Origin of the sequence: Bhargavaea massiliensis (genome assembly GCF_050480245.1) — a bacterium.
GTDB lineage: Bacteria > Bacillota > Bacilli > Bacillales > Anoxybacillaceae > Anoxybacillus.
Genome location: NZ_JBCNEQ010000083.1, coordinates 1 through 12594, shown reverse-complemented (window position 1 = coordinate 12594; position 12594 = coordinate 1). Strand labels below are relative to the sequence as shown.

The window sequence follows — 12594 nt, the reverse complement described above, 5'->3', positions numbered from 1 at the left end:
GGCCATACTGAGAATACGGAGGTGTTTGTTCATGAGAGAACCTTGGGAAGAACGCAGCGCCGCTTCCAACCTGCCGCGCTATACCCCGGGAATCGGCGTTCCCGATGAAATGAGTCCGATTCGCGATATCGCCCGCGGCTTTGAAAACGGACGGCCGCCGGTCATTGAAATCACGCCCGCTGACGGCCGCCAACAAGCGGACGATATCGATTTTCCGCCCGTTGACCGGGCGTTTTGAAACGTCGGGCCACAAAAGAGGATGTCACGCTGTTTGGCGGACATCCTCTATGCGTTGATGGCGCTATGCGGGTTGAAAATTGAGAAACAGGTGGAGCTACCATTATTTTGTACTAAATCACCAACCTCCTAGCGGCGGAGGAATCGGCCGGCTCAGCGGCGCACAGACGCCCACGGCCGCCCGTTCTCCCAATGAACGCGCATATGGAGGCGGAACGCCGCTGAAAGCCGCTCATCGGTCAGCACATCCTCTTTTCGCCCAGCGGCGGCAATGCGCCCGTCTTGCAAGAGCAGCACATGGGTGATCGATCCCACAATCTCTTCAATATAGTGGGTAACGTATAATACATGGCACGGACGGGACACGACCTGTTCGATCAAGGAAAGCACTTCTTCACGCGCCAATAAGTCTAGGCCAACGGTCGGCTCGTCCAAGATCAGCAGCTTCGACGTCAAAAGGCGTTTTCTCCCCCTTCCACCCAAGCTGTTCACAGGCGCGGGTGAACGTGAGGGAGGATGAGTCGCCGATAATCCCTTCTTCGATTTCATAACCGGCATAACGAATCAGTTGATGATTCCAAATGCGCACTTCCCCATTGGGACGGAAGATCGTGATCGTCGGTCGGATTTTCCCGCCATTGGTTGCAACCTCAATATGATGGAATAGATACGAAAACACCTCATCCTCGGTGACCGCTTCCCGCGCATCGATGACATGGAGCGATTGCCAAAACAAGCGGCCGATGCAGCGGTTGCTGTGGCGCCAAGCCATCTTAGCCCCATAGCTTAACTCTTCGTACGTATGGCGGTATGTTCCGGTTTGTTCCACTTCCCAACGGATTTCATTCACCCGCCGCTTTATTTCTTGCTCACTTTTTCCAAGCTCCCGATAGCTTGCTATGATAAACTGTTCTGCTTTTGTCATCAACTGCTCATCGTGCTGCCTGAGCTTATCGCTCTCGATCGTTACCATATATGCTTCTTTTTCCTCCACTTCGCCGTCATTCCAATTCCAATCAAGAGGCAAATTCCCCCGACCCACCACATTTGCTCGATAAACATCGAAATCGCCAAAAAAATGAGCGCAAAACCAAGCAGTCAACGGATCGACATGATTCTCTCCCCTTTTCCCCGCCATCGAGCGCTCTCCCATAGCGCAAAAGCAGCAGTGAACAATGCTTGGGAGACGTCTATCCTACGGGGCAATTGAGAGTGAATATGACGACGTTGAAGTTCACGCTCTATTTTCCCCCATATTTTTTTACACTTTCCATTTTTCGCTGAAGGATTTACAATAAAATATAATACCAAGCCTTCTCCCCTATTCCCTATTTCACCCTTTCTTTTTATTCTAACATGGCATATACATGTATGAGATCAATCTTTTCCCTTGACATAATTTTTGAAGCCTTATACAATTAAAAACAAATTGTTGCACCGTGCGATTGATAGCCAAACAGCTCCATTGTTTTACCTTAGCGCTTTTGACGTGGTGACATGGCGAAAGCGAAAAGGCAAACGTTGAAACTGTTTAGGCTAAAGATACATCGGTATGTTTCACATGATGTGTACGTGAAGCATGCCGATTTTCGTTTCTAAAAAAGGGGGGTCATTGTGAAAACAAAAGGGGAGCTAGAAGACCAAATTAGTCGTGCACTTACCCAATGGGAAAAAGAATATTTAGGCCGCGGTCCGCTTTCTGTAAAAACAGATATATTGCGAAATATGGTCATCGTTCAATTGCGCGGGATTTTAACTCCTGCCGAAAAAGCATTGTGTGAAACAAAAGAAGGAATGTTGTCTATTAAACGCATTCGTGCCGATTTAATTGAATCAGGTAGCGAGCAGTTAAAACAAATGATTTATACATTAACAGGTAAACAAGTAACAAGTATGCATACGGATATTAGTACAAAAACCGGGGAACGGATGATCGTCTTTTTGTTACAAGAGCCAATCGATATACAAGGTTGATCTTTTAAAGGCCCATTGTGGTCAGTAAAAGATAAGCCGGAAATATTTTTCGATCGAATCGAAAAATGTTTCCGGCTTTTTTGTTGAATATAAAAACAGAAACGTAAGGAGAGGATTGTCATGCAAGAAATGATTATCAACAACTTAACATCACCTGCCATTTTATTTTTTATCCTTGGCATTATTGCTGCTCTCGTCAAATCGGATTTAAAGTTGCCAACAGGATTAAATGAATCGTTAAGCATTTATTTATTAATCGCCATCGGTATGAAAGGTGGCATTGAACTTTCGGAACATGCTTTTCATGAGCTCGTTCGTCCGTTAGTTGGAACGTTATCGCTCGGCATTATTATCCCAATCGTTACGTTTGGTGTATGTCGTCGCCTTGGCATTGATCGGAAAAATGCTACCGGTATTGCAGCGACATACGGATCGGTTAGTATCGTTACATTTGGTGCTGCACTTGCTTTTGTCGAACAAGCAAACATCCCTTACGAAAGCTATATGAATGCATTTGTCGTCTTATTGGAAAGTCCTGCGATTATTGTATCGCTTGTCATATTGAAATTGTTAGAAAGTCGTTCACATAAACAAGAAATGGTATATCGCTTCTCTGCTACATCTGTGTATGGACCAATCATTAAAGAAGGGTTATTTGGAAAAAGCGTCTTTTTAATGCTCGGCAGCCTTCTCGTCGGACTCATTGGTGGAGATCGGGCCCTTACCATTGTAAAACCTTTATTTATTGATTTATATCCGAGCATTCTTGTTCTCTTTTTACTCGGAATGGGGTTAACAGCCGGAAATCAACTTGCGGCCGTGCGCAAATACGGGCTCAAATTGCTTGCCTTAGGCATTCTTCTCCCCCCTGTATATGGCTTTTTAGGCGTTGTGATCGGCTATTATTCTGGTCTATCTTTTGGAGGAACGATTTTACTTAGCGTACTTGCCGCTAGCGCCTCATACATTGCAGCTCCAGCTGCGATGCGTGCATCTGTCCCAGAAGCGAACCCTGCTATTTATCTTGGTATGGCGCTCGGGCTCACCTTCCCATTTAACTTAACAATCGGCATGCCGCTATATTATGAAATGGCAAAATGGTTTTATTAAAAGGCAAGGGAAGACCCTTGCTTTTTCCATGTCCTATGTTATCGTAATGATACAGTATCACGAAAAGGAAAGGTGTAAACGATGAATCGTTATATCGTCATTGGCGGTGGAATTGTTGGCTCCTCTGTTGCTTTTCACTTAGCAAAAGAAAAAGCAAACGTCATTTTAATCGACCGTGAAGATCAAGGGCGAGCAACTGATGCTGCGGCGGGAATAATTTGTCCATGGACATCGCAACGCAGAAACAAAAAATGGTATGCCCTTGCAAAAGGAGGAGCAGCATTTTACCCTTATCTCATTGAACAATTGCAAGCGTACGGTCATCAAACAGGATACAAACGTGTCGGGGCAATTTGTTTACATCATGATTCTGATAAATTAAAAAGTATGGAAGAACGTGTTTACAAACGACGCGAAGAAGCTCCTGAAATCGGAGAAATTACCCGCTTGTATCCAAAAGAAGTAAAAACACGATTTCCCGTATTAAGCGATGAGTACGAGGCGATATATGTAAGCGGTGCTGCCCGAGTGGATGGGCGTGCATTAAGACGTGCTCTTATTCATGCTGCCATTCAACTAGGAACAACATATGTAAAAGGAAGCGCGACCCTTTTGCATAAAAATGGACGGGTCATTGGCGCAACAGTTGGGAATGAACGTTTTGAAGCAGATGGGGTTATTGTCGCCGCAGGGGTTTGGGCAAAGTCGTTACTTTTGCCACTAGGTATTGATTTTCTCATCACACCGCAGCGAGCACAAATTGTCCATCTACAACATCCCGAACAACATACCGATCATTGGCCTGTCGTCATGCCACCAAATAATCAATATTTACTGGCCTTTCCAAAAGGAAAAATCGTTGTTGGGGCTACACATGAAGACGGTGTCGGTATCGACTGTCGCGTAACTGCTGGTGGTTTGTACGAAGTGTTACATAAAGCATTAACCGTCGCTCCCCACTTAGCGGATTGGACCCATGTGGAAACACGCGTTGGCTTCCGGCCTCATGCACCAAACTTTTTACCTATATTCGGTGCCGTACCGCATATCGAAGGTCTTTACGTGGCAAACGGTCTTGGCGCATCCGGATTAACCGCAGGACCATATGTTGGTGCCGAACTTGCGAGAATGATTCTCGGGCAATCTACCACATTACAACAAAGCGACTACGATGTCATTCAAGCCATTCAATTTCTTTGATGAATGCGCTGTTCGATTGCATATACTAACAAAAAAAAACAGAGGTTCGTTCATGAACAAATGGGCGTTTGTTTCTGATTTTGACGGGACGATTTCGCATAAAGACTTTTACTGGATTGTTATTGAAAAATATTTTCCTGAAGGGAAACGATTATTCGAACAATGGCGTGCTGGAAAAATAAAAGATATCGACTTTTTAAGCACCGTATTTACATCCATTCATCAAGATGAAAAACAAATCATTGAAGATATTCATCGCATTCCAATTGATGAAACTGTCTTACCTTTCATTAAACACGTCCAGCGAAGTGGTGGAGATTTTTATGTATTAAGCGCCGGAACCGATTACTATATCCGACACATTTTTAAAAAATATGATATACGCGGCGTTGATATTTTTTCTAACGAAGGCTATTATCATGACAAAAATATTCATATGCGCATCGACCCGAATCATATTCATTATTCCGAACGATACGGTATTGATAAATCAAGCGTCGTTCGTACGTTAAAGCAAACGTATAAAACCGTCTATTTTATCGGCGATAGCGAACCAGATGTCCATGCAGCAAAAGTAGCTGATGTCACATTTGCCAAAGGCACTTTACAATCATTGTTGCATGAACAACAAATTCCATTTGTTCCTGTGGACACATTTGCAGATGTTGAACGTTATTTACAAGAAAAAGGGGTATTGACATGAACATTCCAATTCCATCTATTCTTGAAATTGGCGAAGGTGTCGTTTGGCGTATGGACGATATAGTGTGAACGTACCGTTTTTCCAAAGCTGTCATGCTATTTGACGACTTTACTTATCGAACGTATGAACAAGACATGAAACAGGCGATTTCCTCCGTCCCTGTGCATACCGTTTGTTTACCACCACAGCTTGACATTGTCGACATTATGAAAAAAGCGTTTGAACTTCCCCATTGTGATGTGATGATTGCGATGGGAGGAGCGGTCATCGACTGTGGCAAGTATATGGCGTTTTTACGACAAGTACCGTTTATTAGCATTCCGACATCCGCATCGAATGACGGTTTTGCAAGCACAAACTGTTCGTTTCTTGTTCATGGTAAAAAAAACAACCGTTCCCGCCAAAGTACCGTTCGGCATTTTAGCTGACTTAAATATCATTCAGCAAGCTCCTGATCGCTTTATTTTAGCGGGCATCGGCGGTTTAATGTCGAATATTACTGCGTTGTATGACTGGGAATACGAACAAAGCCATGGAGTTAGTCGCGTGAGCGCTTTTGCTGCGATGATTAGTAAAAAAGCGGTCAATAGCTTTATTCGGACGCCAATGCGAAATATTAAGCATCCTATTTTTCAAAAAGAATTAATTAGCTCCTTAACCATGAGCGGCATCTCAACTGTCATCAGCGGGAATAGTTCCCCGACTAGTGGATCTGAGCATTTAATCTCTCATGCACTTGACAAAATCAGCCCGTCGCCACATATGCATGGCATTCAAGTTGGGATCGCTACGTATATCATGGCTCACGTTCAACAGCATCGAGCTGAACGTATCACAAAAGTGTTTACACGTACTGGATTTTTCGATTACGTCAAAACATTACAGTTGAACAAAGAGGAATATCGTCAAGCAATCCACATGGCACCGACCATAAAACCAAACCGCTATACGTACATTCACGACGAAACATATCGAAAACGAGCCGTTCAACTGCTTGATGAAGACCCTATTTTACAAGAGATTTTTACATAGCACACATATTTCATTGCGAAACCGCCTACCCTACTGTTTAAGGAGGTGGTGCGGTTGAATCAAACGTTAGCGTATTTACGCGAAATATTAGCAAACTATGCTGACCGTCATCACGCGGTAGCCATTCATTTATACAAAAAATTAATAAGTAAACCGTACAAAAATGAAGAACAATTCGTCCGTGATTTATCACAAAAAGAAGCAGCATTTTTAGATCGCATGTTGCGCCAAGAAATGAAATATGCAAAAGAAGAACAAGACGATGTTCGCGTCCATCATTTAAATGAAATATACGAGCAACTCATTTAAATAAAAAGGTCTTGCGCCCATTTAAGCGCTAGACCTTTTTATTTGTTTCATCAATAAAAAAACGAAACAAATAGTCCATGGCAAACAAATCGTCTGGATAGTCGATGCCAACATCTTCTCCTTCATAAACGAGCGCTTGAATAAAATCATGAAGCGCTTCTATATAAAACTCATATAAAAATTCATAACTAAATGGCTCATCAGGCAAATATGATTCAGCACATACATTCGGAGAACAGTAGTTTAAATACGTACGACATGGTATTGGCCTTACTTCATAAATCAAACATGTATTTGTTTGGCGATTTAAAAATATACATGGCAATTGTTCTTTCATGTATATTTCTTTAAAACGCTGATCTTCTGTAAAATCTAACATGTTCACTCGCTTTATTTTATCAGCATAATGTTTACCATACTATTGTATATGTTTATCAATCTTTTAATTGCAGATAGTTGAATTTTATAACGATTTAACAAACATCACAAATGTTTTCAAATTAAACGTCCGAATATTTTATTTCCAAAATAAATACAGAAAAATAAAAATTTTTTAAATGTTTCTGTTAGTTTCTGTCGTTTTTCGTAGTTTGATTTTACACTTAATCACAGTTTAACTTCACATTCAATTCAAAATTTTTCAAAAAAAGAAAGGGGGGGGAACATATTGATTTACTTCCATCAAGTGAACAAGCATTATGGGGACTTTCACGTCTTAAAAGATATTAATCTTACTATCAAACAAGGCGAAGTTGTCGTCATTATTGGCCCGTCTGGTTCTGGAAAAAGTACGTTAGTCCGTTGTATTAATCGCCTTGAAACGATCACAAGCGGTGAACTCATCGTTGATGGCGTGAAAGTGAACGATAAAAACACCGATATTAATAAACTGCGCCGCAACATCGGCATGGTTTTTCAACATTTTAACTTATATCCGCACAAAACTGTCTTACAAAACATTACGCTTGCACCGATGAAAGTGCTCGGTGTGCCTGAAAAAGAAGCAAAAGAAACTGCGATGTACTATTTAGAAAAAGTCGGCATTCCTGATAAGGCGAACGCCTATCCGACAGCATTGTCTGGCGGTCAACAACAGCGCGTCGCCATCGCTAGGGGACTAGCGATGAAACCGAAAATTATGCTATTTGACGAACCGACTTCTGCGCTTGACCCTGAGACAATTGGTGAAGTGCTCGATGTCATGAAAACACTTGCAAAAGAAGGAATGACGATGGTCGTCGTCACGCACGAGATGGGGTTTGCGCGGGAAGTCGCTGACCGCATCGTCTTTATGGACCAAGGGAGAATTTTAGAAGAAGCACCGCCGGAACAGTTTTTTGCTAATCCGCGCGAAGAACGGGCGCGCCTGTTTCTCAGCCGGATTTTGAATCATTAATGAATAAGGGGGAAATTTTTCATGTTCAAAACTGTTTGGAAAAAAATGATTGGGTTTGGGCTTGTCGCTATGCTTAGCGCTACTGCGTTAGTCGGCTGCAATAGTGAAACAACGACAGAAAACAAAACCGATAACAAAAAAGAACAAGCAGCAGAAACGACGTTAGACAAAATTAAAGAACGCGGCAAATTAGTCGTCGGCGTCAAATACGACCTCAACCTTTTCGGGTTGAAAAACCCGGAAACTGGTGAAGTAGAAGGATTTGATATCGACATCGCGAAAGGATTAGCGAAAAAAATTCTTGGCGATGAAAACAAAATTGAGCTAAAAGAAGTCACGTCAAAAACGCGTATTCCAATGTTAAACAACGGTGAAATCGATGCGATTATCGCAACAATGACAATTACAGAAGAACGAAAAAAAGAAGTTGATTTCTCAGACGTCTACTTCATGGCTGGCCAATCGCTACTCGTCAAAAAAGATAGCAACATTAACGGAATTGCTGATGTGAATAAAGAAGGCGTGACAGTATTAACGGCAAAAGGCTCGACTTCCGCACAAAACATTCGAGCAAAAGCACCAAAAGCAACGGTGTTAGAGTTTGAAAACTACGCGGAAGCATTTACCGCATTGAAAGCCGGACAAGGCGATGCACTCACGACAGACAATGCGTTATTGTTCGGAATGGCAAAACAAGATCCAAACTTCCGCGTCGTTGATGAAACGTTCTCTGAAGAACCATATGGAATTGCGGTTCGCAAAGGCGATAAAGAATTACTAGAAGTGATTAACGAATATTTAAAAGAAATTAAGGCAAACGGCGAATACGATAAAATTTACGAAAAATGGATTGGCGAAAAGCCAAAACAATAATGACATGACGATGAGCGGAAACTATCCGCTCATCTCTTGTTAATTGGAAAGGAGGCAACAAGATGCTCGACTATTCGATTCTTATAGAACATTTCGATATGTATATGCAAGGATTTGCCAACACGTTAAAAGCTAGTGTACTTGCATTAATCGGCAGTTTGGTCATTGGGACAATCATGGCAATCTTTCGTATCGCTCCCATTCGCCCATTAAACTGGATTGGGGCTGCTTATGTTGAATTTATTCGCAACATCCCGCTCATTTTAATTGTCTTTGTCTTTTTTGTCGGTTTGCCTGCCATCGGCATTCGCTTTGATTCATTCACCGCAGGTACGTTAGGACTAACCGTTTATACGGCTGCATTTATTGCTGAAGTCATTCGCGCTGGCATTCTTTCCGTTCCGAAAGGGCAAATGGAAGCAGCTAGATCATCGGGTCTGACGTATGTGCAGGCGATGTGGTATATCATTTTGCCACAAGCTGTAAAAATTGTCATACCACCAATGGGCAACCAGTTTATTAACCTTGTGAAAAACTCATCGGTTCTCGGAGTCATCGCTGGACTTGATTTAATGTATTTCGGCGACTTAATTTCTTCCGAAACGTTTGTCACGTTCGATGTATATATTTTCGTTGCGTTGTTTTATTTACTTTTAACGATCCCATTAAGCTTAGGGGTCGGTGCGTTAGAACGCCGCCTAGCAAAAAGTCGATAAAGTCGAGGTGAAGTGAGAGATGGATTTTGTTGGTGCATATTCTCCTGCACATTTGAAATTTTTATTAGAGGGATTTGTTGTTACACTAGAAGTTGCCTTTCTCTCGATTTTCTTTAGTTTTTTAATCGGCATCGTCATCGGTGTGTTGCGCTACAGCCGCATTCCTTTCATCTCTCCCCTGCTTGCTGTCGGGGTGGAAACGATTCGGAACTTACCGCTTTTATTAATTATTTTCTTTACGTATTTTGCCCTTCCGGAAGTCGGATTCAAACTGGATAAGTTTTATGCAGCTATTTTAGCGCTTGTCATTTTTGAATCGGCGATGCTGTCGGAAATTGTCCGCAGCGGACTCAATTCAATTGAAAAAGGACAAATCGAAGCGGCACGTTCATCAGGGCTCACTTACACGCAAACGTTGTGGCATATCATTTTGCCGCAGGCGTTACGCCGCATGGTTCCACCAATTGTCGGGCAGTTTATTTCGCTTTTGAAAGATACATCGCTTGCTGTCGTCATTGCTCTTCCGGAATTAATGAATCATGCACAAATTATTAACGGGCAAAACGTCAATTACGTCATTCCGATTTTCTTATTAGTTGCCGTCATGTATTTTGTCGTCAACTACTCCCTTTCGCTCGTTTCGCGAAGACTGGAACATAAGCATATATAAAAACATAAAAAGTCTCATCACTTCCTTAAATATACAAAAAATTTTGGAAGCGATGAGACTTGTATTTTTTCAGACAAATAACATGTCAAAAAACAATATACAGGTATATAACAAACAAAAAGTACAGAGTAGTGAGAATAGTAAACATCCAAATTACTACTCGAAAAATTCGTAATTGTTTTCCTAATTTATTTTTTGTTATCCTCAGAAAGAAATAACCAAAAAAAGCGCCTATGCCTCCTTTGAATATCGCAAGTAACATTGTTCGTTCAGAATAATTATTGACGATAAAGGTGACTATGGCATAGCTAAAAAAATTAAGGACAAAGCCAAAGTAACATATATCATAGCTTTATTTAAACCCTCATCCGTTCCTAATCTCCACATGATCTCACCTTTTCAGTTCCAAAAATTCATTTTTTCTCTTTTTTAGAAGTTCCTCAATGTAATTAATGAAAGCTTCGCGAATGGCATTTGCCTAATTATCACTAGGTATTCCGTTTAATACCGACGAAACGTTAAAAAACTAAATACAGGAATACGACAAATAAGATGCATAAAATGATGAAAGAAGTGCATGTCCAAATAAACACTCTAAAAAAACGAATTTTTTTATCCATTTCCCCTTTTGTTTTCTTAAGAAAAACTGCTCCAAACATAATTGCAACCAAACCTCTAGATATAGTAGCAAACCAAGTATTCATTATATTTGGCCCAATAATTAACGTGCTGATCGCATAAATGAACAAGATGACAGATACACATAGAGAACTATAAATAATCGTCTTGCTTCCTGTTTGTTTCAAAGGATTCATAAAGACATTCCTCTTCCTTTAGATTTAAATAATGAAAAAGTACCCTATTTCTGTTCTTTTGATGCTTGATTTAGCACATGATTAATGAAAGCTTCACGAATGACTTTCACTTGGTTATCTGTCGGAATTCCATACTTCTCAAACTTGCCACTATCCATTACAATAGGTCCGGTTTTTAAATTAACACTATTGACAGCTTCTTTGAACTCTTTTTTGCCTCCAAACGATTCAATAAATTCACTAAACCGTCTATTCACTTCCCCAGATTTTGAATAATATTTTTCAATGGCGTCGGACAAATGTAGTTTAGAATTTTCTCTTATCATATTTGCAATATTCACAGCGTCTATATCTGCCAGCAAATCGGAGGTAGAAAACGAACTATTCCCACCTATAATCTTTTTAGCTTCTTTCTGAAGAATCTTCAAATCGTTCGAATCGTTTGTATTCCGCTGAAGGTCTATGACTGCAGTTTGTAAATCCCCAGACCATCCAGATAAGTCATCAGGAATCGGAGACACTGATAATATTCCATCTAATGTTGCAGCCATATGCAAGAAATCGATTTTGTTCCCAGTCACAGGATCTTTTAAAAATGCCCCTTCACCATTCGGTTCAAAGAATTTACTTAAGCTTTTGCTTTTGGATTCAACGTACTGAACATGCCTTTCATCTATTGTCCCAGCGGTGATAGCCCATTTAAATCCAGCATACACTTTAGAGTTATATCTTATAAATTCTAGGTTGTAATCATTTATTTCAACTGGCTTGCGTGAAACGTTCGTTCTTGGATTCTTTTGTAGCTCCCTCAAGTACGAATCCGTGAGTTTTTCTAAATACTCTAATCGCTTCACTAATGTTTTTACATCTGTAGCATCTGATTTTTTATTGGCTATGGCTTGAACTGTAACTGTTTGCACATGATGTGTTGTCTTTGTTGAGGTACCAGCTGCTACTTTTATTTCAAAATTTCCTGAATCTTTATTCCCTACTCCTTGAATAACAGCAGAAGGCGTTTTATTCGCCATTATATTTTTTGAAGCGTGAGAAGCATTGTCGGAAACTGCACTTTGATATACTTTTTTAGTACCGTACACAATATCTTTCTGTTGATTAAAGTTAGTAGACACGCTAACTGAAGAAGGTATCGAAGGGGGAATTGGTTGAACAACTTGATTGGTTAGCGTGTTAGAAACTTGATTTTTAGAAACCATCTGTTCATAAGCTCTCTTAGCAGCCTCGCTAATCGATACAACATCTTTAGAAATCGTTGCTTTTGCTGGTGTATATGACACTGATGCTGTTACAGAGCCAGAAGGTTTTGTGGTTACAATCGTGGGAACATAAGAATTTGGTTTCTGTTGAAAATACTGCTTAACAGAAACGGTAGGCATCGTCATCCCTCCAAGATCATAATCCTTAGGATAATAATAATCCAAAATTGTTTTTTTTTTTAATATGTTCTTTTGATTTTTTACCTAAATCCGTGACAAAACATCTTTACAATGGTCGCAAACCGTTGATACGATAAGGGAAAACGACGTTGACGACTCTTCATC

12 protein-coding genes and 3 pseudogenes are annotated in these 12594 nt (G+C 40.8%); 11 read left to right on the top strand and 4 right to left on the bottom strand.

What is annotated here, in order from left to right; genetic code table 11:
- Nucleotides 1-31: 31 nt before the first annotated feature.
- Nucleotides 32-238 (top strand): hypothetical protein, encoded by a 207-nt coding sequence (locus ABEV15_RS13635; RefSeq protein ID WP_033014172.1) that lies wholly within the window; start codon nt 32-34, stop codon nt 236-238.
- A gap of 152 nt (nt 239-390) precedes the next feature.
- On the opposite strand, the pseudogene ABEV15_RS13630 reads toward ABEV15_RS13635, so the two are convergent.
- Nucleotides 391-687, bottom strand: a pseudogene (locus tag ABEV15_RS13630) (ATP-binding cassette domain-containing protein); the annotation flags it as partial.
- Nucleotides 686-1210, bottom strand: a pseudogene (locus ABEV15_RS13625) (nitric oxide synthase oxygenase); the annotation flags it as partial. The pseudogenes ABEV15_RS13630 and ABEV15_RS13625, both read right to left, overlap by 2 nt.
- Before the next feature lie 641 nt (nt 1211-1851).
- Here ABEV15_RS13625 and ABEV15_RS13620 point away from each other — a divergent pair.
- From ABEV15_RS13620 to ABEV15_RS13595, 6 genes and pseudogenes are all read left to right on the top strand, one after another.
- Nucleotides 1852-2211 (top strand): Na-translocating system protein MpsC family protein, encoded by a 360-nt coding sequence (locus ABEV15_RS13620; protein WP_429635714.1) that lies wholly within the window; start codon nt 1852-1854, stop codon nt 2209-2211.
- A gap of 120 nt (nt 2212-2331) precedes the next feature.
- Entirely contained in the window at nt 2332-3321 is a 990-nt protein-coding gene (locus ABEV15_RS13615) for a sodium-dependent bicarbonate transport family permease (RefSeq protein WP_429633976.1), read from the top strand.
- Between the two features lie 81 nt (nt 3322-3402).
- Nucleotides 3403-4521 carry an NAD(P)/FAD-dependent oxidoreductase gene (locus ABEV15_RS13610; RefSeq protein ID WP_498853511.1) on the top strand — a complete coding sequence of 373 codons (1119 nt, stop codon included), beginning with the start codon at nt 3403-3405 and terminating at the stop codon, nt 4519-4521.
- A 52-nt stretch (nt 4522-4573) separates the two neighbouring features.
- Nucleotides 4574-5224 (top strand): MtnX-like HAD-IB family phosphatase, encoded by a 651-nt coding sequence (locus ABEV15_RS13605; RefSeq protein WP_498853510.1) that lies wholly within the window; start codon nt 4574-4576, stop codon nt 5222-5224.
- Nucleotides 5221-6256: pseudogene (locus ABEV15_RS13600) on the top strand (iron-containing alcohol dehydrogenase family protein). The gene ABEV15_RS13605 and the pseudogene ABEV15_RS13600 overlap by 4 nt, the downstream one beginning before the upstream one ends.
- A 54-nt stretch (nt 6257-6310) precedes the next feature.
- A complete protein-coding gene (locus tag ABEV15_RS13595) occupies nt 6311-6565 on the top strand; it encodes a sigma-G-dependent sporulation-specific acid-soluble spore protein CsgA (RefSeq protein WP_429635711.1) in 255 nt (84 codons plus the stop codon).
- Between the two features lie 28 nt (nt 6566-6593).
- On the opposite strand, the gene ABEV15_RS13590 is transcribed toward ABEV15_RS13595, so the two are convergent.
- Nucleotides 6594-6959 carry a YkgJ family cysteine cluster protein gene (locus tag ABEV15_RS13590; protein WP_498853526.1) on the bottom strand — a complete coding sequence of 122 codons (366 nt, stop codon included), beginning with the start codon at nt 6957-6959 and terminating at the stop codon, nt 6594-6596.
- A 273-nt stretch (nt 6960-7232) separates the two neighbouring features.
- Between ABEV15_RS13590 and ABEV15_RS13585 the strand changes: the two genes are divergently transcribed.
- The 4 genes from ABEV15_RS13585 (at nt 7233) to ABEV15_RS13570 (ending at nt 10220) form a co-directional block, all read left to right on the top strand.
- Nucleotides 7233-7961 carry an amino acid ABC transporter ATP-binding protein gene (locus ABEV15_RS13585; protein ID WP_064214056.1) on the top strand — a complete coding sequence of 243 codons (729 nt, stop codon included), beginning with the start codon at nt 7233-7235 and terminating at the stop codon, nt 7959-7961.
- A 21-nt stretch (nt 7962-7982) separates the two neighbouring features.
- On the top strand, nt 7983-8834 hold the full coding sequence (locus ABEV15_RS13580) for a glutamate ABC transporter substrate-binding protein (RefSeq protein WP_004890754.1): 852 nt from the start codon (nt 7983-7985) through the stop codon (nt 8832-8834).
- Nucleotides 8835-8896: 62 nt separating this feature from the next.
- Nucleotides 8897-9550 (top strand): amino acid ABC transporter permease, encoded by a 654-nt coding sequence (locus ABEV15_RS13575; RefSeq protein WP_004890757.1) that lies wholly within the window; start codon nt 8897-8899, stop codon nt 9548-9550.
- A gap of 19 nt (nt 9551-9569) precedes the next feature.
- Nucleotides 9570-10220 (top strand): amino acid ABC transporter permease, encoded by a 651-nt coding sequence (locus ABEV15_RS13570; protein ID WP_004890759.1) that lies wholly within the window; start codon nt 9570-9572, stop codon nt 10218-10220.
- An 859-nt stretch (nt 10221-11079) separates the two neighbouring features.
- Here ABEV15_RS13570 and ABEV15_RS13565 read toward each other — a convergent pair.
- On the bottom strand, nt 11080-12429 hold the full coding sequence (locus ABEV15_RS13565; protein WP_498853509.1) for a hypothetical protein: 1350 nt from the start codon (nt 12427-12429) through the stop codon (nt 11080-11082).
- Nucleotides 12430-12594 lie beyond the last annotated feature (165 nt).